At 48.9% G+C, this 22,781-nt stretch carries 19 protein-coding genes and 1 tRNA gene; 7 read left to right on the forward strand and 13 right to left on the reverse strand.

The annotated features are described in order from the left end of the window. Window positions 1-29: 29 nt before the first annotated feature. From GGR41_RS06225 to hemA, 5 genes are all read right to left on the reverse strand, one after another. Complete coding sequence (locus GGR41_RS06225; protein WP_077734383.1) at window positions 30-602, reverse strand: UbiX family flavin prenyltransferase; 573 nt, start codon at window positions 600-602, stop codon at window positions 30-32. Beyond that, window positions 595-924: a Grx4 family monothiol glutaredoxin gene (grxD, locus tag GGR41_RS06230; RefSeq protein ID WP_077734382.1), complete on the reverse strand. Its 330-nt coding sequence runs from the start codon at window positions 922-924 to the stop codon at window positions 595-597. The genes GGR41_RS06225 and grxD overlap by 8 nt, the downstream gene beginning before the upstream one ends. Window positions 925-932: 8 nt before the next feature. Beyond that, on the reverse strand, window positions 933-1,745 hold the full coding sequence (prmC, locus tag GGR41_RS06235; RefSeq protein WP_167661095.1) for a peptide chain release factor N(5)-glutamine methyltransferase: 813 nt from the start codon (window positions 1,743-1,745) through the stop codon (window positions 933-935). A gap of 15 nt (window positions 1,746-1,760) precedes the next feature. Continuing rightward, window positions 1,761-2,840 (reverse strand): peptide chain release factor 1, encoded by a 1,080-nt coding sequence (gene prfA, locus GGR41_RS06240; RefSeq protein ID WP_167661096.1) that lies wholly within the window; start codon window positions 2,838-2,840, stop codon window positions 1,761-1,763. Window positions 2,841-2,918: 78 nt separating this feature from the next. Continuing rightward, window positions 2,919-4,196, reverse strand: a complete 1,278-nt coding sequence (gene hemA / locus GGR41_RS06245) for a glutamyl-tRNA reductase (RefSeq protein WP_167661097.1) — start codon at window positions 4,194-4,196, stop codon at window positions 2,919-2,921. Window positions 4,197-4,396: 200 nt separating this feature from the next. Between hemA and GGR41_RS06250 the strand changes: the two genes are divergently transcribed. Then, window positions 4,397-4,472, forward strand: a tRNA-Phe gene (locus GGR41_RS06250). Between the two features lie 431 nt (window positions 4,473-4,903). On the opposite strand, the gene GGR41_RS06255 is transcribed toward GGR41_RS06250, so the two are convergent. After that, entirely contained in the window at window positions 4,904-5,467 is a 564-nt protein-coding gene (locus GGR41_RS06255; RefSeq protein WP_167661098.1) for a recombinase family protein, read from the reverse strand. A gap of 567 nt (window positions 5,468-6,034) precedes the next feature. On the opposite strand from GGR41_RS06255, the gene GGR41_RS06260 reads away from it, so the two are divergent. Further along, entirely contained in the window at window positions 6,035-6,283 is a 249-nt protein-coding gene (locus GGR41_RS06260; protein ID WP_077734380.1) for a helix-turn-helix domain-containing protein, read from the forward strand. Then, window positions 6,283-7,581 (forward strand): type II toxin-antitoxin system HipA family toxin, encoded by a 1,299-nt coding sequence (locus GGR41_RS06265; protein ID WP_167661099.1) that lies wholly within the window; start codon window positions 6,283-6,285, stop codon window positions 7,579-7,581. The genes GGR41_RS06260 and GGR41_RS06265 overlap by 1 nt, the downstream gene beginning before the upstream one ends. A 50-nt stretch (window positions 7,582-7,631) precedes the next feature. Here the strand turns inward: GGR41_RS06265 and chrA are convergent, their stop codons facing one another. Beyond that, window positions 7,632-8,876, reverse strand: coding sequence for a chromate efflux transporter (gene chrA / locus GGR41_RS06270; protein ID WP_167661100.1), 1,245 nt, complete (start codon window positions 8,874-8,876; stop codon window positions 7,632-7,634). Window positions 8,877-9,063: 187 nt separating this feature from the next. Between chrA and purT the strand changes: the two genes are divergently transcribed. Then, window positions 9,064-10,263: a formate-dependent phosphoribosylglycinamide formyltransferase gene (gene purT, locus GGR41_RS06275; RefSeq protein WP_167661101.1), complete on the forward strand. Its 1,200-nt coding sequence runs from the start codon at window positions 9,064-9,066 to the stop codon at window positions 10,261-10,263. Between the two features lie 137 nt (window positions 10,264-10,400). On the opposite strand, the gene GGR41_RS06280 is transcribed toward purT, so the two are convergent. Next, window positions 10,401-10,760, reverse strand: coding sequence for a carboxymuconolactone decarboxylase family protein (locus GGR41_RS06280; RefSeq protein ID WP_167661102.1), 360 nt, complete (start codon window positions 10,758-10,760; stop codon window positions 10,401-10,403). Between the two features lie 166 nt (window positions 10,761-10,926). On the opposite strand from GGR41_RS06280, the gene GGR41_RS06285 reads away from it, so the two are divergent. Together GGR41_RS06285 and GGR41_RS06290 are read left to right on the forward strand one after the other, a co-directional pair. Next, window positions 10,927-12,339, forward strand: a complete 1,413-nt coding sequence (locus GGR41_RS06285) for a hypothetical protein (RefSeq protein WP_167661103.1) — start codon at window positions 10,927-10,929, stop codon at window positions 12,337-12,339. A gap of 47 nt (window positions 12,340-12,386) precedes the next feature. Continuing rightward, window positions 12,387-12,905, forward strand: coding sequence for a methylated-DNA--[protein]-cysteine S-methyltransferase (locus tag GGR41_RS06290; RefSeq protein ID WP_167661104.1), 519 nt, complete (start codon window positions 12,387-12,389; stop codon window positions 12,903-12,905). Here the strand turns inward: GGR41_RS06290 and GGR41_RS13250 are convergent. Further along, entirely contained in the window at window positions 12,902-13,771 is an 870-nt protein-coding gene (locus tag GGR41_RS13250; RefSeq protein WP_167661105.1) for an MOSC domain-containing protein, read from the reverse strand. The genes GGR41_RS06290 and GGR41_RS13250 overlap by 4 nt on opposite strands. A gap of 299 nt (window positions 13,772-14,070) precedes the next feature. Between GGR41_RS13250 and GGR41_RS06300 the strand changes: the two genes are divergently transcribed. Next, window positions 14,071-15,234, forward strand: coding sequence for a linear amide C-N hydrolase (locus tag GGR41_RS06300; protein WP_167661106.1), 1,164 nt, complete (start codon window positions 14,071-14,073; stop codon window positions 15,232-15,234). A gap of 69 nt (window positions 15,235-15,303) precedes the next feature. Here GGR41_RS06300 and putP read toward each other — a convergent pair whose 3' ends face one another. The 4 genes from putP to GGR41_RS06320 form a co-directional block, all read right to left on the reverse strand. Beyond that, window positions 15,304-16,791 (reverse strand): sodium/proline symporter PutP, encoded by a 1,488-nt coding sequence (gene putP, locus GGR41_RS06305; protein WP_209279760.1) that lies wholly within the window; start codon window positions 16,789-16,791, stop codon window positions 15,304-15,306. An 85-nt stretch (window positions 16,792-16,876) separates the two neighbouring features. Next, on the reverse strand, window positions 16,877-20,821 hold the full coding sequence (gene putA, locus GGR41_RS06310; RefSeq protein ID WP_167661107.1) for a trifunctional transcriptional regulator/proline dehydrogenase/L-glutamate gamma-semialdehyde dehydrogenase: 3,945 nt from the start codon (window positions 20,819-20,821) through the stop codon (window positions 16,877-16,879). A gap of 113 nt (window positions 20,822-20,934) precedes the next feature. Further along, window positions 20,935-21,804, reverse strand: coding sequence for an EamA family transporter (locus GGR41_RS06315; protein WP_167661108.1), 870 nt, complete (start codon window positions 21,802-21,804; stop codon window positions 20,935-20,937). A 77-nt stretch (window positions 21,805-21,881) separates the two neighbouring features. Beyond that, on the reverse strand, window positions 21,882-22,778 hold the full coding sequence (locus tag GGR41_RS06320; protein WP_167661109.1) for a cache domain-containing protein: 897 nt from the start codon (window positions 22,776-22,778) through the stop codon (window positions 21,882-21,884). Between the last annotated feature and the right edge of the window lie 3 nt (window positions 22,779-22,781).

Consider the following 22,781-nt stretch of genomic DNA (forward strand, 5'->3'; position numbering starts at 1 on the left):
TTAGGTAAACCAATCAGTAATTGTGCGGGTTATAAGCCTGCCCAAGCCGGCCCGTCTAGCTCTAGATCGAGATGTTCCAGCATGCGCACGACACTGTGATCAACGAGCTCGGTAATAGTCTGGGGCTGAAAATAAAAAGCAGGCAATGGGGGAAACACGACGGCTCCCATTTCTGTTACTGCCGTCATATTGCGTAAGTGGGCCAAGTTAAATGGGGTTTCGCGCACCACCATGACAAGACGTCGACGCTCTTTGAGCACCACATCGGCCGCACGGGTAATGAGATTGTCGGCTAAGCCATGCGCGACGGCGGCCAAGGTACGCATCGAGCACGGTACGATGATCATGCCATCTGTTTTAAAACTGCCACTGGCGACAGTAGCGCCAATGTCTTTAAAGTTATGCATGACATCGACCAACTCGAGCAAATCAGCACGTTGTAGGCTTAGCTCGTGCTGCAAGTTAAGCAAACCTGAAGGCGAAACAATGACATGCGTTTCTACGTCGGGCAATTGCTTTAGCTTGTGCAGCGTCCGAATGGCATAAAGGGCGCCTGTAGCGCCCGTTATTGCCACCACAATCCGTTTTTTTGGATTAGGCATCAATGAGACCGTGTTCGCGTAAGAGGGTTTCGAGCTCGCCGCTTTCGAACATCTCGGTCATGATGTCAGAACCACCCACAAACTCAGACTTGATGTAGAGCTGGGGAATGGTGGGCCAGCTTGAGTACTGTTTAATGCCTTCGCGCACTTCTTCGTCATCAAGCACGTTAATCGTAACCACTTGGGTTAAACCAACAGCACGCAGAATTTGAATAGCACGAGCGGAAAAGCCACACTGAGGCATTTGAGCCGTGCCTTTCATGAATAATACGACAGGGTGCTCAGTGACGGTTTCACGGATAAAATCTTGGACTTCACTCATAATGTTCCTCAGGAGTAAGCGCCGGTGACACGAGGAATACCGGCTAAATCAAAAATACTAGTCGGCTGACTAAAATCGGCCTGCGCGAGCAAATTACGTACCAGCACAGCCTGATCCCAACCATGCTCTATCCATATCGAGCCGGCTTCGGTTAAATAAGGATGTGCCCCGCGAATAATGGCACGGATATCAGCCAAACCATTTTGTTCGGCTCGTAAGGCCGTAATGGGTTCAAAACGCAAATCCCCTTGGTGTAGATGAGGATCATTGTCAGCAATATAAGGGGGGTTTGACACGATAATATCAAAGGGTGCCTGCCCTATTACAGCATCGTACCAACTCCCTTGTAAAAACTCGACTTTGGCACATAAATTGTGGGCATTTTGCTGGGCGATGGCTAAGGCATCTGAACTGAAGTCAGTCGCAACCACTACCGCGTCTGGCCTTGCCAACGCAATAGAAATTGCCACCGCGCCACTGCCCGTACCTAAATCTAAGACGCGCACGGTTGGCTTATCTTTAATTTGCTCGAGGGCATGCTCGACCAAAAGCTCGGTTTCAGGGCGAGGGATCAATACCGCAGGGCTAACCACGAACTCGTGCGCCATGAACTCGCGTTTGCCTAAAATATAAGCCATTGGCTCGCCATCTAAACGACGTTGCTCTAATAGCAAGTAACGTTGCACAGCATCTGGCGGTAACGGGTCGGTATCGTGCGCAATCAGCCACGAACGCGTTACCCCTAGCACATGCTCCCACAACATTTTTTGTTCTAAACGGGGTAGCTGACTTTGTGTAAAAGCTACCTTCAGCGTCAGCATAGTCTGCACACCTACTTATTCGTGAGCCAAAGCGGCCAACTGTTCTGCCTGATGCTCGGTTAATAACGCATTAATCAGCTCGTCTAAGTCACCATCCATGACGTAATTTAATTTATGCATGGTGAGGTTAATGCGGTGATCTGTAATACGCCCTTGGGGGTAATTATAAGTGCGGATACGCTCGGAGCGGTCGCCTGTGCCGACTAGGCTCTTGCGCTGCTCGGCTTCCTTGGCTTGCATGGCACGCAGCTGCTGGTCTTTTAGACGCGCTGCCAATACCTGCATGGCCTTGTCACGGTTGCGGTGCTGGGAACGGTCGTCTTGGCACTCGACCACTAAGCCCGTTGGCAAGTGCGTAATACGAACGGCCGAATCGGTTTTGTTAACGTGCTGACCGCCCGCCCCACTGGCACGAAACGTATCAACGCGCAGGTCGCTTGGGTTGATATTAATTTCCTCGGCTTCGTCAGCCTCGGGCATGATAGCAACCGTACAGGTTGACGTATGCACCCGACCTTGGGCCTCGGTTTCTGGTACGCGCTGGACCCGATGAGTGCCTGACTCAAATTTGAGCTTGCCATACACGCCATCCCCATCAATACGAGCGATGACTTCTTTGTAGCCTCCCATTTCCGAGGCATTGGTTGACATGAGCTCGACGCGCCAGCCTTGGTGCTCGGCATAACGCGTATACATGCGCAATAAATCACCCGAGAAAATAGCACTTTCATCGCCCCCTGCCCCAGCACGGATTTCCAAAAACACACTACGGCCGTCGTCGGGATCTTTGGGGAGTAACAAGAGCTCTAGGTCATCTTCGAGCTCAACAATGCGTGCTTTGGCGATTTGGTATTCTTCCTCGCCCATTTCTTTCATGTCTGGGTCACGCATCATGTCTTGGGCGGCTTGTAAGTCGCCTTCCGTGGCCACATAGGACTTAAAGGCCTCGACCACTGGTTCTAACTCAGCTCGTTCACGAGAAAGCTTGCGAAAGTTGTCCATATCCGTCGCAATTTCCGGCTCGGAAAGCATGGCATCGACTTCAATTAATCGGTGAGACAACTGCTCTAACCGATCTCGCATAGTGTCTTTCATAATTTATTCTTGATAAAAATTAAACAACTCTAGCCGAACGTGGCTTACAAAGCCACGCCAATGACACCGTAAAACGGGCTAACGGCTACGTGTTTGGGATGGGATCAAATGGGGAACTAATTGCAGTAGCTGCTGACGCTGGGCGCCCTCGCTATGATTCAACTGGGTTAACGGCCCATGCAAGTATTTTTGCTGCAGACTATGAGTGAGCCACTCGAGCACCTGCTCGGGGTTTTCACCGCGTGCGAGCATGCGCTTAGCACGGTCTAGCTCGTGATCAGAGACCTGTTGAGCGCGGTCTTGGAGACTAACAATAGTGGGCACGAGCTCGCGATTTTGCAGCCAGTGCATAAAATTTTGTACTCGAGTATCGATGATGGACTCGGCTTGAACTACAGCGGCCTGACGTGCATCGCTGGCTTTTTGAACCATACGACCTAAGTCATCGACAGAATACAAATAGGCATCAGACAGACGGGCTACCTCGGGCTCGATATCGCGAGGCACAGCTAAATCGACCATGACAATAGGACGATGACGACGCTGTTTAATGGCGCGTTCGATCATACCTAGACCCAATATGGGCAAGGTACTGGCCGTACAGGAAATAATGACGTCATAGTCAGCAATGCGCTCGGGCAGGTCAGCCAAACGCATGGTTTGCGCATTATCAAAACGCGCAGCCAGGTTTTCGGCGCGCTCTGCGCTACGGTTTGCCACCATAATATGTTTAGGCGATGTGGCGGCAAAATGGGCGGCACAGAGCTCGATCATCTCGCCGGCCCCAATAAAAAGAATATTGGTTTGAGATAAATCGCCATACACGCGCTGCGCTAAGCGTACCGATGCAGCGGCCATGGACACAGAATGCGCACCAATAGCCGTTTGCGTACGAACCTCTTTGGCGACGGCAAACGTGCGCTGAAACAGCTGATGCAATAACGTGCCTAACGCACCGGCCTCGTTCGCCACCCGGACGGCGTCTTTCATCTGCCCTAAAATTTGAGGCTCGCCCAATACCATTGAATCGAGCCCACTGGCCACGCGAAACGCATGCCGCACGGCCTCGTTGTGCTCGTAACGGTAAAGATGAGGGGTGAGATCATCGGAACGCAAACTATTAAAGTCGGCCATCCAGTTAGGAACGTGCTCGATAACATGTGGCTCGGCCGCACAGTACAGTTCGGTGCGATTACAGGTAGATAAGATGGCTGCCTCGCGCACCCCTGAACCAAATGTAGAGCGCAATGCCTCGAGCGCAGGACGCACCACATCCAAAGGAAACGTCACCCGCTCTCGCACAGAAACCGGTGCAGAGACATGATTTAGGCCAAAGGTGAGAACATCTATAGACATGGACACAAATAAAAAATTCAAGGGGGTAGCGTACTTGTAATTATATGATTATAATCCCCCAACGCTGATAACTGAAATTCAGAGTGGTTTCAGCTGGTTCTAGCTTGAAAAACTGTTGTTTTTACCGTTTTTTTAAATAACTAGACAAAATTAAAAATGTTGTGCTATAGTTATGTCTTTGGTGCAACACAAAGCCAAATGGCCTTGTAGCTCAGTCGGTAGAGCAGAGGATTGAAAATCCTTGTGTCGGTGGTTCGATTCCGCCCAAGGCCACCAAAAGATTCAAACAAAAAGCCCAGTCAAACGACTGGGCTTTTTGTTTCCCGAAATAACAATAAAAAACTTGTTTAGCTGATAACAACGCAACTGAGCGTCTATTTATCTATACACTCATAAAAAATAGAAAGGTTCTTCCTCTCCACTGTATTGTTTATGTGGAGACAAGATTCTTGTCTCCATAATAAGGATAGAAAAAATACTTTTTTCTCAAACTCAACTTGAGATCAAGCGTCATCTTGTCTCCATATAATGGGGTAAAGACAAAAGATTGATACCACCTCACAACATCAAGAGATTTCTATTAAGAACACCACCAGAGCTATCTCTTTGCTGCTGCTATGTATGCAATCCAAAACAACGCTGCGTACAAGACAGTAATTGGAATAAACGCAAGTAACATGGCCCCCCCCTTCCATCAAAAAATCAGCTTACCTACTTTTTTGTAGGCGTGCTAATGAACTATCTAGAATAGTTCTACTCACTTTAAAATGCTCTGCTACTTCTTTTTTCGTCATAACTGGATCTAACAGCATAGCAGCAGCTTTTTTAATGTCTGAGTGAGATAACTTTGGCTTACGACCACCTTTTCTTCCTCTAGCTCGCGCAGTCTGTAAGCCGGCTAACGTTCTTTCTCGGATCAAATTGTGCTCGAACTCAGCCAAAGCCCCAAAAATATGAAAAATAAGCCGACCACTAGAGCTTGTTGTATCAATGGCCTCGGTTAGCGATTTGAAACCAATATCACGCTCTTGGAGGTCATAAATAATAGCAACAAGATCTTTAAGCGACCTCGCTAGTCTATCTAGCTTCCAAACCACGAGTGTATCGCCTTTTCTTAAAGACCTTAGGCAAAGATTAAGCTTTGGACGCTCTCGATTAGTTCCAGTTATTTTCTCTTGAAAAATATCTTCACACCCAGCACTCCTCAACGCATCCAGCTGTAAGTCTGGAGTTTGATCCTGAGTACTTACTCGAGCATATCCAATTAACATAAAACGTACCTTTATTAGACATAGATTTTTGTACGTGATTTTTGGACATTAAACAAGCAAAAAAACCGCTTTTTGTAGAAGTTTTTTGAACGTCCAAAAAACGGTGGACAGTGCTAGGACAAGCTGTTAGCACCCTAACATCGAAGTACCTCATACGATGCCAAGGTGCAGCTCCATCTTTAACTCACTTCAGTACCGGGGGTCTTGCAACCGCCCACAATACAATGAGCAGGCTTTAGTAAGCCCAAAGTCCACCTCTATCGAGCAACTAAAAGGCTCTCAACTCGACCAAGCAGATGCTTCCCTTTGGTATCGATTGGTGCGTGCAGCCCTTGGGAAAGGCACTCTCGACGTATTCCAAAATCACTAGCTCGTCGTCTTAAAGAAGGCTGAGCTAAGCATTCTGAAGCCAGACCTACTTGCCCAAGGTCTTTATGCTTACATTTTATTCGTTGTAATCTACAATTACATCAATTATGATGTATTTTGCACTTACATCTTATTTGATGTATTTCGAGGCAACATCATTGAAGATGTGCTCATTCTTATTTGCGGCGAGACGTGACGATGAAATCGGTACTTTTATTAAAAGTGGAGCAACTTTCACCGCTTATCCGCTCTTTGAGAGAAGAAAAAGGATGGAGCCAGGCTAAGCTCGCTCTTGAGCTGAACACCTCTCAGCAAGCCATTTCTCGCATGGAAAAGGATGCCTCCGGCCTTGCCTTCGCAAGAGTTTATGAGGTTCTTTCCGTCCTAGATACTCAGCTGGTTGCCGAGCCTCGACGACCCTTCAAAGATTCTATCGAGGGCTGGTAATGGGTGTTCTTGATATTTGGATGAATGGTATCTTTGTGGGGAAGTGGCACCAAAAAGGCAGAACCGCTTCCCGCCTGGTGTATGACCCATCTTGGGTAGACCATCCACAAGGTAGACCTCTGTCACTCTCGTTGCCGATGACGGGAGCTGGTGACGGTCTGCGAGACGTTCCCGTCGACAATTACTTTGACAACCTCCTACCTGACAATGAAGCGATACGCCGTCGTATAGGTGCCCGATTCAAAGCCCCATCCCTAGACGCTTTTACCTTGCTACAGAGCATTGGCCGTGATGCTGCGGGCGCCGTACAGCTACTTCCAGAGGGTTCTCCGCCTCCGGATGTGAAATCCATTGACGGCAGAGCCTTAACTGAAGCAGAAGTGGCAGAGCACCTAAGACGCGTGATAATGACAACAGGAGATGACTCCAGTGATGACTTTCGCTTCTCATTAGCCGGCGCACAAGAGAAAACCGCCCTTCTTTGGCATAAAGGCTCTTGGCATGTGCCTCACGGTGCAACGCCAACTACTCACATTCTCAAGCTACCGCTCGGCTTAGCTGGGAACACGCGCTATGACCTACAGCACTCCGTAGAGAACGAATGGCTTTCGATGGAGCTATTGAGGGCCATGGGGCTGTCTATTGCGAAAACGGAGATGGCTCAGTTCGAGAACCAGCGGGTACTCATCGTTGAGCGATTTGACCGCGCTATTCATCCAGATGGTTGGATTGTTCGCCTCCCCCACGAGGACCTGCTGCAGGCACAAGGATTGCCATCACATCTCAAGTATGAGTCGGATGGCGGACCGGGTGTATCGGACATAATGGACCTTCTTCGCGGCTCTGCTAGCGCGAGAGATGACCGACAGACCTTCTTCAAGGCACTGCTGTACTTTTGGCTTCTTGCGGCTACCGACGGTCACGCCAAGAATTTCAGCTTAGCCATTGCTCCGGGTGGTACTTTCAAGTTAGCCCCGCTCTACGATGTTCTGTCCGCCTGGCCTTGGGTAGGAAGCAGCGCCAGACAGGTGCACCTGCGAAACGTCAAAATGGCCATGGCTTTGCGCACTAAAAATGCGCATTACCGTATGCGCGAAACTTACCGAAGGCATTGGCTTGCTGTGGGCGAACGATATATCGGCGTAGAGCCTACAACAACTATCCTAGAAGAGTTACCGGGTATCGTGGAAGGCGCAATCACCCTTGTGCAAGAGAAAATTCCGGAAGGATTCCCCGCTCATATAGTGGACACAATCGTTAACGGCATCAGAAGCAATCTAGCTCATCTTGCTCTGTAGTTCAGATTGTCGCCATGGCGATAGCTTTTTTTACCTAAAGATTGAAAGCTTCAGCTTATCGACGTTAGTTGGGGCAGCTGCACGGCCAAGGGGACGCTAGAGAATAAAAAGGCACCTACCACCCCTCCCAACACCACCACCAACCAAGGCGGGCAACGTAGCCAAGACAAGGCTACAAATGCCACGGCAGCGCCTAATAGATCGGGTAGGCCATGAATAGTACTGAGCCAAACAGGACGGTAAAAAGCCGCTAGCAGTAACCCCACCACCGCGGCATTCACTCCTATTAAAGCGGCTTGGGCGCGTGTGTTTTGACGCAATCGCCCCCAAAAAGGGATCGCCCCTATCACTAAAAGAAACGAGGGTAAAAAAATAGCAATGACTGCCACTACCCCCCCTACCCAGCCGTTGGGCGTGGTGGGCATGGCTGCGCCTAAAAAGGCTGCAAAAGTGAACAAAGGGCCAGGCACAGCTTGGGCAGCACCATAGCCTGCCAAAAAGGTATCCGGTGAAACCCAGCCAGTGGCTACCACTTCACTTTCTAATAATGGCAAGACCACATGACCGCCCCCAAAAACTAACGAACCTGCTCTAAAGAACGCATCAATTAGCGCAGCAGAGTGACCTGCAAAGTGCTGAGCTAACCAAGGCAGGCCCAGCAGCAACACAACAAAAGTTAGCAAAGCCACTTGTGCCATGCGCAGACTGACGGGAAGCGTTAAGGCATCGTTATGGTGTGAGGTAATGGGTTTAAATAGGAGTGTGCCTATTATTGCCGCCCCCATCATGATCAGCACCTGAGCCCCAACCCATGTAAAACTCAAGGCTAGAGCTGCAGCGGCAAACATGATTACGCTGCGTGCTACACCGCGACATAATTGCCTTGCCATGCCCCAAATGGCTTGGGCAACCACGGCCACTGCCACAAGCTGTAACCCATGAATAAATCCTGCATTGAGCCCTGCATCGCTCTGCTGCAACCCCAATGCAAAGACAATTAACAAAAGCGCGGATGGTAAAGTAAAGCCTAACCACGCTGCCAACGCCCCCGCATACCCCCCTCGTAGTAAACCTAAAGCCATGCCCACTTGGCTACTGGCTGGGCCTGGCAAGAACTGGCACAAAGCGATGAGCTCGGCGTAATTAGACTCAGACAACCAAGCCCGTCGCTTGACAAACTCATCCCTAAAAAACCCGAGATGGGCAACAGGGCCACCAAACGAGGTGAGACCTAAACGCAAGAAAATAAAAAAAATAGATCCAACACGTTGACCTGTGCTTGAGTTAGAGGACATACAGGGCGTCAATAAAAATCGTTATAAAGGAACAACCACATAAAAGCTCCATCATAGCCTAGCTTTATGTGGATTTTTTTGACGCAAGTGTTTCAAAAAACTTACTGTTTGAATCATTTAAAGTCCTACCGCTTACAATAGCGTTTTAATTCTATTTGGCGATACGCTTTTTATGGATGGAGTACGTATGAAACCACTAGGCACCCCACTACGCCATAGCGCTACCAAAGTGATGTTGCTAGGCGCTGGTGAGCTAGGTAAAGAGGTGATTATTGCGTTGCAGCGCTTAGGTGCTGAAACCATTGCTGTTGACCGCTATGACAACGCGCCTGGGCATCAGGTGGCGCATCATGCTTACACCATTAATATGAGTGACGAGCAAGCCCTGCGTGCCTTAATTGAAACGGTGCAACCGGACATTATCGTGCCGGAAATCGAAGCCATTGCGACCTCTGTCTTGGCGGAGTTCGAGCATGCGCAAAAACTACGCGTGATTCCTACTGCCCGTGCGACTCAGCTCACTATGGATCGCGAAGGCATTCGTCGCTTAGCAGCGGAAACGCTCGAGGTCCCGACTAGCCCCTATGCGTTTTGCAATAGCCTAGAGGAGTTAACCGAAGCCATTGAAAGTCGTATTGGCTATCCTTGCGTCATCAAACCGCTCATGAGCAGTTCTGGCAAAGGTCAAAGCAAAATCGCTTCAGCTGCCGATATCGAGACGGCCTGGCATTACGCTATGGACGGAGGCCGTGTTAGCCAGCAGCGTGTTATTGTCGAAGGTTTTATTGATTTCGATTACGAAATCACGTTGTTGACCGTACGCAGCCTTAGTCAAGGTCAGGTAGTGACGGATTTTTGTGCGCCTATTGGCCACCAACAAGTCGATGGCGATTATGTAGAAAGCTGGCAGCCTCAAGCCATGAGCACCGCCGCTCTTGAAAAAGCGCAGGCCATCGCTCAATCCGTTACCCAAAACTTAGGTGGTTTGGGTGTGTTTGGGGTCGAGCTCTTTGTGCGTGGCGACGAGGTCTGGTTTAGCGAGGTCAGCCCACGCCCTCATGACACCGGTATGGTCACCATGGCCACTCAAGCCCAAAGTGAATTCGAACTGCACGCGCGTGCTATTTTAGGTTTACCCGTCGACACTACATTGCGTTCGGCTGGCGCTAGCTCGGTCATTTATGGGGGTGTTGATACGGAAATTGTTATGTTCGAGTACGTGGCCCAAGCCCTGCTCGTTCCACAAAGTGATGTGCGTTTATTCGGCAAACCTCAAAGTTTTGAGCGTCGGCGCATGGGGGTGGCCTTGGCGGCCGCAGACGATGTCGAGACGGCTCGTCAACGTGCCAAGCAGGTCAGCTCGACGATTCAAGTCAAACCCGCCTAACTGGTCTATTGACTCTTTTCTGCGCAAAAAAAGGACGGCGATGCCGTCCACGCTATTTCTCGTCACTCTAAACAGCAGGGCTTTTTGCACAACAAAGAAAAAGAGCGTTTTAGCAGCGCTCTTTTTCTTAAATCGAATTACGAGTTTGCTGTTTTAGCCTCTGAAAACTCGTTAAAGGCAGCCATGGCATTGGCGGCATACATCATAGAAGGCCCGCCCCCCATATAGATAGCTACCCCTAGCATTTCTTGGATTTCAGCCTCGGTCACACCTAAATCCACTAACGCTTTGGTATGAAAACCTATACAAGGATCGCAGCGCATCGCCACCCCTAAAGCCAAAGCAATCAGCTCTTTAGTTTTAGTATCTAAGGCGCCTTCACTGTTCGCTGCCTTAGCCATAGCGCCAAAGCCCTGTATCACTTCCGGTATACCACTGCGTAGTGTAGCGAGATTACGATTAATGTCTTGGGTTAATTGGTGGTATTTCTGGGTCATGGTCAATCTCCATTATCAATATATTTATTTATATTATATAAACAATGATTTTAAGTCAAGCGTAACACCGACTCGTAACGAAACCATTCTCCACTTACTGGCACAGAAGCAGTCTTATACAATCATTAAAACTCGTACTTAAACTCACTTTGTAATCAAAATAACAATGACGATTAAAACGTTAAGCGCCGCAATAGGCGGAGCGCTTTTAGCTGGTGCCGGTGTCTATGCGTATTTGCATTATGCCGACGCCCCCAGCACATCCACGACGACTCACTACCCCGCTTTGCAGTTAAATCAGAAACAAGCCGGTGAAATTACCAGCCAAAGTCTGCTGAACCTAAGCAATGGCGTACGTAGCGCTGTGTACGACATTCAGCTTGAGGCCAACCAACTGGTAAAAGTTGAAGTTAAAGGCCCATTGCGCGCGCAAATCAGCGCCTTGCATCAAGACCAGCTCATTGAACGCGTCAGCGCCGAGGAAGCGTGTCTGGCTTGCTCTACGGATCAGGCAGCAACGGCTTTGCTTTTCAAGGCGCCTAGCGCTGGCACCTATCACATAGCTGTCAGTGGTCAGGACACGGCTTCATTTGGCCCATTTAGCTTGCGTGTCAGCGAGCTTCAACAATTTGCGGGCGATACCCTTACCGCAGATAGTGATCTGTATGACTGGGCACAAGGGGCTCCCGTCGCTTATCCACTACATATTGCTACCGATGGCCTCTATGTAATGGACCTCAAAGCAATGGCGCCTAACCTAGATCCGTTATTGGTTCTTAAAGCCAGTGATGGCACTGAAATAGCACAAGATGACGATGGTGGCGAGCAACTCAACGCCCGTCTTAGCCGTTATCTGACGCGTGGGGATTATCAACTACTGGCTACCTCGGCGACAGGTGATAACCAGTTCGCTGGCGGGTTTGCGCTACGCATCCAACACCAAGAGTTAAACCCCGAGTTAATACAGCTAAATAGGGATGGGGGTGAGTTGCCTGTAGATGGTCAACGCCGCTCTGGCTTGTATAGCAATCAGCCTATTCCTTTTACCTTGCATCTGGATGCGCCACAAATAGTCACCGTGCAATTACATAGCAATGCGTTTATGGGTAGCTTACAGCTGGGCCCCTATCGCAGCCGCAGTACACAAAATACCACACAGCAAATCCGTGCTTATTTGCCAGCAGGCACGCATACGCTTGAGTTGGACGGCGATAACCAGTCTGGACTGTATGAGCTATCTGCTTCGGGCGAAACCGTAAGTCCGGTACTTCCCCACAAGACGCTGCGTCCTAACCAAACCACGACCCACCGTCTTAGCGCCAATCTTGATGCTGACCTGTTTACCTTGGTGATTGCCGAGGCCGGCCAGTATGTAATTGAGATGGACGCAGAACGGTTTGATACCTATTTGCAGTTATTACAGAACAATCAGCTTATTGCCGAAGACGACGACAGTGGCGGGGATTTAAATGCAGCGCTTGCTATTTGGCTAGAGCCCGGTGAGTATCAGCTTTTAGCCACATCTTTTGATAGCCAAAGCCAAGCACAATCCTATCAAATCCGCATTTATGAAGACTAATCCACTCCGTCTTTTTTATTTCCCTATTTAAACGCTAAGGTGACACGATGGCTGTGCTAGATTTATATGAAGAACGTCTTGCTACGCCTTTGGGTGAGCTCATTGTTTTTACAGACCGTGCCGGTCGAGCTAGGGCGGTTGATTGGGCAGACTACCACGCGCGCATGCAACAGTTGCTAACGCGCCAGTATGCCAATACCGTCTGGTCGGTGCAGCCTGCATCCACGACAAGCTCTGTTACCCAGGCGTTAGCGCATTATTTTTCTGGTCAGTTAGACGCCCTAGAGGCGGTGCCTTGTGTGGTGCAAGGCACCCCTTTTCAAGAGCGAGTTTGGGCAGGTTTACGGCACATACCCTGCGGTACCACCTGGAGCTACAAACAGCTGGCTGAACACATTCAGCACCCCAAGGCACTACGTGCCGTCGGTACCGCCAATGGGGCCAACCCTATTAGTGTGATTATTCCGTGCCATCGCGTCGTGGGTACCCATCAACAACTCGGTGGCTACGCCGGCGGCCTTGAGCGCAAACGCTGGTTACTGCAGCATGAAGGCCTATCGTTTTAAAAATTAAACACAGCTTGAAGACCTTGGCCTACTTCGAGTGTGGCATTAGGTTCTGCATCATATAAAGCGGCATTTACTCCAAATGTGATGCCTTCGATGGTGCGTCTGCTATCACGCAAAGCCAGTGCAGGCTGTAGACCCATCACACCGTTGCTAGGATCCACATTCGGCATAGGACAACGCGTACAGTTTTTTAACTTAGCAAACTGTAGTGACGCGTTACCTAAGCTTAACAGGTGGTCCTCATCGTAAGCCTCTAAACCCTGAATCACAATATTGGGCCTAAATCGGTCCATGCCCACCGGCGCGGCGCCCTGCTCGTTAATCAGTATATTTAATTCTGTTAATGAGGCTTCATTACAAATCAAAAAAGGAAAACCATCTGCAAAACCAAACGTCGTTTGGGCTAAGCCTGCCGTATGAGCAGGGACCGTGTCTGCTTGCAACCACTTCCGAACCCATGTTTGATTAAGTCCACGCTGCGCCTGAGTATGAACACGTAGTAGACGACATGGCTGTTTTAGATAATGGGTCCACCAATCCGCTGCAGCCTCACCCTGATCTGCCCCCCACGTTACGTCATCCCAAATCTGCACGCGCGTCGCAGATGTATGCGGCATTGCCAAGCTTAAAGTTAGCTCTGGCATATGCGGAGCGTTTAAATGCAACCCCTGATCGCTTAGACTAGGCTGCACTAATACCATCTGCGGCAGCGTGCGCTGAGTTAGCATTTGCCCCAGCTCATCAACCACCACCCATTGTCTATCCCACTGTAAACCGTGGTAATCAATAGCACTGTGCTCTAGCTGAATACCCGCACACGACTTCACGGGATAAGTAATTAACTGTGTGATGGTGACGTTCACTGTTGACTCCGTAATAAGTAAAACTACGCGTTAAAATGGGTTGTAACACACGTGGATGGCCGACTGGTTTTACGTGTATAGGAACGCAAAGTGTATCTATCAACCCACGGCCATAAAATGTAAATGCAAAGCGACTAACCTACTTTTCTACAGAGGAGCTCTATTCCTCTTTTTTTAATTCGTAATCCATAGTACAAGTAAGTCACTACCCGTTGCCTAACTTGATCGAAGCGAGAGAATTTTGGCTCCGTCCTTTATCACGGCAGGCTGTTGCTCCTTTTCTTTACACTACGCCACCTATGAAAAAGTTTGTTTTAAAGAAAATAGCAGTTGCCACTACAGCAGCTGTACTTCTTGGTCCGGTTCAAAGCCTGTTTGCTTGTACCTCGTTGTTGTACACCGATGCCAACGGTGCTCACTATGCAGGTCGCACTTTAGAGTTGCCCTTGGAAATGCCGTACCAAGTACGGTTTACCCCACAAAATACAACATTTGGATCTGAGGCCGCTCATCACCATGCATTAGATTTCAAAAGCAAATATGCTTTTCTTTCTATTAACGTGCCCGATCCGCTAAATAAAGAGCTTAAAGTTGTTGATGGCATGAATGAAAAAGGCTTGAATTTTGGCATGCTGGCCTACGCGACCACGGACGGGCCAGCAGATCACTTTCAAACTAACCAAGCTGTATTAGCAGCGATCGATTTAGGGGCGTGGACGCTCGCTCAGTTTGCTACAGTTGCCGAGGTTAAAGAAGCATTAGAAGCCCAACCTGTACTGGTTACCGCGCTGCTACCCTTGGGGCTAATGAAAACCCCTTTTCATTACACGCTGCATGATGCAACAGGGGCATCTATTGTGGTGGAGTTCAGCAATGGTCAACAACACGTGTATGACAATCCCGTTGGGGTCATGACCAACAGTCCTTCATTGCCTTGGCATTTAACCAATTTAGGTAATTACACTTATCTGAACAATATGGATAAATCCACGGCCGAATTTAATGGTCAGCACTTCAGCCAGCCGGACTCAGGTATTGCTACTGAGGGTTTACCGTCCTCAAACACGTCGGTAGGCCGTTTTGTACGAGCTGTCTATTATTCTCAGTTCACCGAGAAAGTAAAAACACCTGAAAAAGCGGTGAATACACTCGCTCACATTATGAACAACTTTGATCGCCCCCGTGGCGCTACGGTGTATTCGCGTATCGGTGCAAGCGCTATGGATATGTTGGCTCCCTCTGTTGGTGACAACCCAGATCATATTTCTGAGTATACCTCTTGGATTACTCTTAGTGATTTGCAACAAGGTCATTACTACGTGCGCACTTACGCCGACCTAAACTACGGCCGATTGGATTTAGCTCCGCTCATAAAAAACGGTAAAACCAAGCAAATTGCACTCGATAAACTTGACCACACCAAAGGCTTAGATCTTACAGAGCAATTACTGCAGGCGTCCTAAACGCTAACACTCCATAAAAAAGGGTAGTCAGCATAATGCTGGCTACCCTTTTTTTAAGTTAATGCTCGATTACATTTTTTGGACTTCGGATTGCACCTCGTCAAATACGCGGGTCACACTGGCTGCCGGAGCAGGACTCAGTAAACTTACAACATAAATAGCCAACGCGCCCAAAACAAAGCCAGGGATAATTTCATATAAGCCAAACCAAGCGAAATGATTCCAAAGCAAGACCACAACAGCACCTACAACCATGCCCGCTAAAGCGCCGGATAAGGTCATACGACGCCAGACCAATGAAAGAATCACTACTGGACCAAACGCCGCCCCAAAGCCAGCCCATGCATAGCTGACCATGGACAGGACTCGACTCTCTGGATTCCAGGCTAATGCAATGGCTATTAAAGCGACTGCTAACACCATCAAACGTCCAAACCAAACGAGCTCTTTATCGCCAGCATCGCGACGTAAGAAAGTTTTATAGATGTCTTGGGTTAGCGAGCTGGAGCACACTAATAGCTGTGCAGAAAGAGTGCTCATCACTGCGGCTAAGATCGCTGCGAGTAAAATACCTGCTATCCATGGGTTAAATAACAAGATAGACAGTTCGATAAACACACGTTCTGCATTAGCCGTTACACCAGCGGCTTGTTCTGGGTGTGCTTCAAAATAAGCAATACCAAAAAAACCAACAGCTACCGCACCGGCCAAACACAAAATCATCCATGTCATGCCAATACGGCGTGCGCGAGGAATACTTTGTACGGAGTCGGCCGCCATAAACCGCACCAAAATATGAGGTTGACCAAAATAGCCTAAGCCCCATGCTAGAGCAGAAATAATCCCCACTTTAGATACATCTGATAATAGATCAGTACTACTGACGTTTAGAGCTTGCGCTGCACCCACGGCCTCGCCAAAACCACCGGCATGATGCATCACGATGAGCGGAGTCAAAATCAACGCCGTGAACATAAGAGAGGCTTGAATGGTGTCCGTCCAGCTGACCGCCAGAAAACCCCCAATAAACACATAAGCAATAGTACAAAACGCCCCAAGCCAAATTGCAGTGGTGTACGACATGCCAAACATGCTTTCAAATAAGCGCGCTCCGGCCACTACACCCGAGGCGCAGTACAAGGTGAAAAATACCAAAATTACTATGGCAGACACAATACGTAAGATATTTTTGTTGTCCTCAAACCGATTAGAAAAAAAGTCGGGCAGGGTTAAGGCATTGCCCGAACGTTCCGTATAAACACGTAAGCGAGCGGCGACAAACAGCCAGTTAAAATACGCACCGATGATTAACCCAATGGCGATCCATGAGGCAGAAATACCGGTGCTGTAGACCTCCCCAGGTAGGCCCATCAGTAACCAGCCGCTCATGTCTGAAGCACCCGCAGCTAAAGCCACTACAAATGGGCCTAACTTTCGGCCCCCTAAGATGTAGTCGGATAAGTCTTCGGTGGATCGATAACCTAGCCAGCCAATAAGCAGCATGGCCGCGATATAAATCACGAACATGACAATGACTGGAGTACTAATTACGTCCATTTTTTCACCCCTTTGTTTTATACGTAATAGTGCATTACGTTTGATGGACTAGGCGTAAGCCGCCTGCATAAAAATGTAATAACGCTTAAATCATAGCCATTAGCGTTGCGTTTCCTCCGGCAGCTGCCGTATTCACACTTAACGATCGCTCGACCAATAGCCGCTCTAATCGGTAGCTTTTCCCCTCCTCGAGTTCTGCCACGGTGCGTCCTTGTGGTTGAATAATAACTGCAGAATGTTCAGCTAATTGCTGGGCGACCACCAATAACTCGTCGCCGTCCCCTTCAAATAACGCCGCCCCTGGCGTCTGCTGTTTTACGGCCTGCTCTACGCTAGAGGCTTGAATTACAAAGGCTGCCACATCCTTAGGTAGCTGCTGCAACCAATGGCTCAGTCTTTGTTTATTATGGTCAAGTACAACAATGGGTTGGTTAGCTGTAGCCAAGCAACAAGCTAATTGAATTGTCGCCCCCCACTCGGTTTGCGGCATGCACAGCACTTGACCCCGTTGCTGCAAATGGTAGCTATTGTTTTCTCCGGTAGGCCCAGACAGCGCCATCTGTAGGCCATATAAACTCAAATCAACATTTTTTTGAATTTGAGTAAATTGATCTGCGCTGTACTGGGCTTTTACCCAATCAAAAAATGTCTGTTGTAAAGCCAGTGCAGGCCTTGCGTTGGGCATGTCCCCTAGCACAAGCTGTTCTGGGCTTGATGCCAACAAGCGCGGTACATACAAAGGCCCTCCTGCTTTAGGGCCAGTACCTGATAAACCCTGACCACCAAAAGGCTGCACACCTACAATCGCGCCAACAATATTGCGGTTTACGTATAAATTGCCAGCGCGCACTTGCTGAACAAGCTTGTCTATACTTTCATCAATACGAGAGTGCACGCCAAACGTTAAGCCATAACCGCTAGCATTGATTTGATCAATTAATTTGCTGACCTCTGAGCGTTTGTAACGTAGTACATGCAGCACTGGACCAAACACTTCGCGCTCCACGTCCGCAATTTCATTGATCTCAATAATAGTAGGAGCTACAAAGGTGCCATGAGCACAACTTTGGGCTAAGGTAAGCTGCTCTACAGCAAAACCTTTTTGACGCATGTGCGCAATATGACGTTGGATATTTTGCTGAGCTTCGGCATCAATAACAGGCCCCACATCTGTAGATAAACGATCTGGGTTCGTCACCTGTAACTCTTGCATGGCACCACGTAACATAGTCAACATGGTGTTTGCGACCTCGTCCTGTAAACACAAGATGCGCAACGCAGAACAACGCTGTCCAGCTGAATCAAATGCAGAAGTAATCACATCTGCAACCACCTGCTCTGCCAAAGCCGAGGAATCCACCACCATGGCATTTAATCCACCGGTCTCTGCCACCAAAGGTATAGGTTGACCGGCTTTATTTAAACGAGTGGACAATTGCTTAGCAATTAGTTGTGCAACCTCGGTAGAGCCCGTGAACATCACGCCCTGCACGCGTGCGTCCTGCACTAACGCAGCACCAACATCGCCAGCACCAGGAAGTAACTGCAACACCTCTTGTGGTACACCGGCCTCGTGTAAATAACGTACCCCTTGTTGTGCAATCAAATTAGTTTGCTCTGCAGGCTTGGCTAAGACCACATTTCCTGCGGCAAGAGCAGCTGAGACTTGACCCAGAAAAATAGCCAGAGGAAAGTTCCATGGGCTAATGCAAGCCACCGGGCCTAATGGGCGGTGTGTATCCGCCTCGAACTGCTGTGCTACCTGACGACCGTAGTAGCGCAAAAAATCCACTGCTTCACGAATTTCAGCCACCGCGTTGGTATAACTTTTACCTGCTTCGCGTACCGCCAAAGCAATAAGCTCGGGGGTATGGGACTCTAATAAATCAGCAGCACGCAATAAACATTGCGCACGCTCTAGGGCTGGTGTAGCTGCCCAGATGGGAGCGGCGCTCTCTGCTCGTTCTAAAGCTCGCTGTACTTCTGCAGCTTCGCTGAACACCACTTGCCCGACTACGTCGCGGTGATCCGCAGGGTTTAGCACATCCCTGTAACGACTGGCTGCCTCTTCGGATTCATCGACAGTAGCAGGCATCGCCAACCAGTCGCGGGTCGTACTTGCTAATAAGCCGGCAGATAATGAAGCCAGGCGGTGTTCATTTGATAAATCCAAGCCTTGTGAGTTTTGACGGTCTTCACCCTGATGACGGTATAAATCCACCGGCAAAGGAATAAGTGGGTGCGGCGCCCCAACTGGGTGCACTGCTAAACTTTGCTCTACCGGGTCTGCAATGAGCTCGTCAACAGGCACTTTTTCATCGGCGATACGGTTTACAAAAGAAGAGTTAGCGCCGTTTTCTAATAAGCGACGCACCAAATAGGCTAATAAGGTTTCGTGTGAGCCCACTGGCGCATAAATACGGCATGGACGTGCTAATTTACCAGCGCTTACTGCGCCTACTACTTCTTCATATAATGGCTCGCCCATGCCATGTAAGCATTGAAACTCGTATTGGCCCGCGTAATAGTTGGGGCCGGCCATGTAATAAATAGCCGCCACAGTGTGGGCATTATGGGTAGCAAATTGCGGGAAAATGGCATCCGGCGCAGTTAGCAGTTTGCGCGCACACGCCAAATACGACACATCCGTATGAATTTTTCGGGTGAAAACCGGGTAGCCCTCTAGGCCATCTACCTGAGCTCGTTTGATTTCCGTATCCCAATAGGCCCCTTTTACTAAGCGCACCATCAAGCGGTGATTGGTACGGCGGCCCAAATCAATTAAGTAGTCCAACACATAGGGGGCACGCTTTTGATAAGCTTGCACTACAAAGCCAATTCCATTCCAGCCTGCCAACTGCGGCTCTAAGCACAGTTTATCTAGCAGCTCTAAGGAAATTTCTAGGCGATCGGCTTCTTCGGCATCAATATTAATACCAATATCATAACTACGTGCAAGCACCGTTAGCTGTAATAAACGGGGGTACAACTCGTGTAGCACCCGCTCGTGTTGAGCACGGGAATACCGCGCATGCAACGCAGATAATTTAATGGAAATACCTGGCCCTTGATAGATACCTAAACCGGCTGCGTTTTTGCCAATAGCGTGGATAGCCTGCTCATACGCGGCATAATACACCAACGCATCGGCGTCCGTCATAGCGGCTTCACCCAGCATATCGTAGGAATACGTAAAACCCTTGTTAACCCAACTGCGGCTGTTTGCTAAGGCTCCAGCAATGGTTTCCCCACACACAAAATGCTCGCCCATTAAACGCATGGCTCGGTCTACGCCCTTGCGAATCAGCGGCTCGCCCCCTTTGCTAATCATACGTGTCAGTGCTGAAGACATACCACGTTCGCTATTGGTGGATACTAATTTGCCCGTAATCATTAGTCCCCATGTGGCGGCATTTACAAACAAAGAGCCAGAACTCATGTGAGACTGCCAATCGCCTTTACTAATTTTGTCGCGAATTAACGCATCACGAGTGGCTTTATCTGGAATACGAAGTAAGGCCTCCGCCAAGCACATTAAAGCAACGCCTTCTTGGCTAGATAACGAGTATTCGTGAATCAAGCCATCGACGCCGCTGCCTAGGCGCTTGCTGCGTAGGGCTTCGACTAGTTTGCGGGCTAAGGCCTTAACTTGTGGTTTCTGTGGACCTTGATCGGCCAAAGCAATAAGTAACGGCATGCATTCTGGTTCTGCACGGCGGTAAGCACTAGTAATAGCAGACTGTAGTACCGACTGAGGCGCTACTGATTGCGCAAAGTCCAAAAACGGCTGGACTTTTTCAGTTGTAGCTAGGCTAAGTCCGGCCTCTTCGAGGCTTTTAATATCACCCTGATCGGCGTCGACCAAATGCGCTAATGAAGGCGGCAATCGCCCTGCCTCGATATCCTCAAGAAAAGAGTAAATCGCTTGCTTAATAAACCAATGCTGAGTGCGTCCAATGCGCTCTGCTGCTGCTCGAATACGCGCCCGCAGGGCGGCATCCACTTTGACACCTAGGGTAGTAGAACTCATAACACTCATCCTTTTAGCTTTGGTTGCACCAAAGACAAACAAAGGTGCAACCCACATAAACCACGAGTTGAATTTTAGTACCCCAAAAGGTTGCACCCCATCAGTACATACCCTTAATGACTTAGCCCGAGTAAGACTACCCCGCCAACCAAAATAACACAGCCCAAAAGCCGTCCTAAACTAACACGCTCTTTGAGCCAAATAAAGCCGAATAAGGTTCCAATCATCATAGATAGCTCACGCGCTGGAGCCACCACACTGAGTGGCGCACCGAGGCCTAATGCATACAGTATCAAAATATAGGAAAGTGGCGACAACACACCAACTAATACAGCTAAGCCCCAATACCCCTGCATGTTCTTTAAAGTATTGCCTTTTAAAGCGTAGGGTGTGAGTAATACCGTGCGCAGAAAATTACTGCCAAAGTCTAAGACCAAAGGACTAATCAATAACACCTTGATACTGTAAGCGTCAAAAACGGTATAAATAGCAATACACAGACCCGTTTGTAAGCCCCATCGTAAGCCAGAACGCGCCTTTGGATGCAGCAAATACGCCAAGCGCCCATTAGAGGCAATCAACAAAATACCAGTTACTACTAAGGCCAACCCTACTGCGCCTAGCGCTGAAACAGGCTCATGGAGAAAAACCACCGCACCTAAGGTTGCAAGCAAGGGGCCTGTGCCTCTGGCAATAGGATAAACCACTGATAAATCTGCTTGCTGATAGCCCCGCTGCAAACTCAAGCTATACGCCAAGTGAATTAAGGCGCTTAGGCAAATAGCCCCTACCATCCACCCTGTCCAGTGCGCTACATTTGACCACAACAACCATATAGCAAACGGTGCATACACCAGAGTTGCAGCTAATGCATAAGCAAATACAAATACTGCACCAACTGCTGCCGCTTTTTTAGCTAGCAAGTTCCAGAGCGCATGCAATAAAGCGGCAAGAGCAATAAGAATCAAAGTGAAAAAAGTCACGCTTTTTTACCTTTAACGCAAATAAAAAACCCTCTGTGCTCGGATCAACACAGAGGGCTAAAGAAAAAAAAACGCAGTTATAGTTCTGTGTTTTCTTTTATCTCTGCTTGCACACCAATTACATGGGAACCCGTGCGTTTGAAAAAAATACGCTGCACTGCCACACGCTTGGTTTTCAGATTTAAGATTAGCGCATCTAGCTGCTGCGTAAACTCGGTTTGAGCTAAATCTGCAATTTCTAATAAAAACGGCCGCCCTGTCACATCCACCACATCAGCTAAGCTTACGCCTTTCAGATAGCGTTCAGCAGCATCAAACAATACATTGCCCTGCTCTAGATCCAACACGAGCACACGTAAACCTCTGAATTGAAATTCGCTAGTACGGTTTGCAAATTTACGCAATGCCCCTTCTGGATCTACGTCAAAGCTATACACAGCCTCGTTTAGCACGTTTTGTACCTGCTCTAAGGTAGGCGCTGCGGGAAAATACCCCACTGCCACCACAACCCCATCGACCAGTTCAAACGAGGTTAGCTTGGCATCCATGCCGCCGTCTGCAGGGTTATACCACTGATACTGCACTGTGCCTCGAGTTTGACTTTTAGCGCTTTCAATGATTTCTTTAAAAAATGGTCTTTGGTCAGTATCGGTTTGCTCTAATACGTTTTCACCTATAAGCGTAGCGGACCATCCTCCACTGGAGAGCAAAATGCCTTCCATATTTAAACTAAACACATACAGGTCTCTATCGACAAACTGCGCGTCTCGGTTAAAGTCATTGACCCCAACCACACCCTTGTTTTTTATGTGCTGCACCGCGCGTTGTAATAGCTGATGCGCGCGTTGTTCCACCGTAGGTTTAGTTTGCACCGCGGCTTCGGCTAACAAGAGCTCTTGGGCCGCGGCTGGCGGGGTGACTGCACCTAAAGCCGCCGCAACCATGGCGCCAGTGACTTGCTTGATATAAGACATTTT

It is taken from the genome of Paenalcaligenes hominis (assembly GCF_011927625.1).
Lineage (GTDB): Bacteria > Pseudomonadota > Gammaproteobacteria > Burkholderiales > Burkholderiaceae_B > Paenalcaligenes > Paenalcaligenes hominis.

Coding starts and splice junctions, on each gene's coding strand:
- purT (WP_167661101.1), top strand. CDS start 9,064: ATGAAACCACTAGGCACCCCACTACGCCATAGCGCTACCAAAGTGATG.
- prmC (WP_167661095.1), bottom strand. CDS start 1,745: ATGCTGACGCTGAAGGTAGCTTTTACACAAAGTCAGCTACCCCGTTTA.
- GGR41_RS06300 (WP_167661106.1), top strand. CDS start 14,071: ATGAAAAAGTTTGTTTTAAAGAAAATAGCAGTTGCCACTACAGCAGCT.
- prfA (WP_167661096.1), bottom strand. CDS start 2,840: ATGAAAGACACTATGCGAGATCGGTTAGAGCAGTTGTCTCACCGATTA.
- hemA (WP_167661097.1), bottom strand. CDS start 4,196: ATGTCTATAGATGTTCTCACCTTTGGCCTAAATCATGTCTCTGCACCG.
- GGR41_RS06320 (WP_167661109.1), bottom strand. CDS start 22,778: ATGTCTTATATCAAGCAAGTCACTGGCGCCATGGTTGCGGCGGCTTTA.
- GGR41_RS06255 (WP_167661098.1), bottom strand. CDS start 5,467: ATGTTAATTGGATATGCTCGAGTAAGTACTCAGGATCAAACTCCAGAC.
- GGR41_RS06225 (WP_077734383.1), bottom strand. CDS start 602: ATGCCTAATCCAAAAAAACGGATTGTGGTGGCAATAACGGGCGCTACA.
- putP (WP_209279760.1), bottom strand. CDS start 16,791: ATGGACGTAATTAGTACTCCAGTCATTGTCATGTTCGTGATTTATATC.
- GGR41_RS06265 (WP_167661099.1), top strand. CDS start 6,283: ATGGGTGTTCTTGATATTTGGATGAATGGTATCTTTGTGGGGAAGTGG.
- GGR41_RS06285 (WP_167661103.1), top strand. CDS start 10,927: ATGACGATTAAAACGTTAAGCGCCGCAATAGGCGGAGCGCTTTTAGCT.
- GGR41_RS06290 (WP_167661104.1), top strand. CDS start 12,387: ATGGCTGTGCTAGATTTATATGAAGAACGTCTTGCTACGCCTTTGGGT.
- chrA (WP_167661100.1), bottom strand. CDS start 8,876: ATGTCCTCTAACTCAAGCACAGGTCAACGTGTTGGATCTATTTTTTTT.
- putA (WP_167661107.1), bottom strand. CDS start 20,821: ATGAGTTCTACTACCCTAGGTGTCAAAGTGGATGCCGCCCTGCGGGCG.
- GGR41_RS06260 (WP_077734380.1), top strand. CDS start 6,035: ATGAAATCGGTACTTTTATTAAAAGTGGAGCAACTTTCACCGCTTATC.
- GGR41_RS06280 (WP_167661102.1), bottom strand. CDS start 10,760: ATGACCCAGAAATACCACCAATTAACCCAAGACATTAATCGTAATCTC.
- grxD (WP_077734382.1), bottom strand. CDS start 924: ATGAGTGAAGTCCAAGATTTTATCCGTGAAACCGTCACTGAGCACCCT.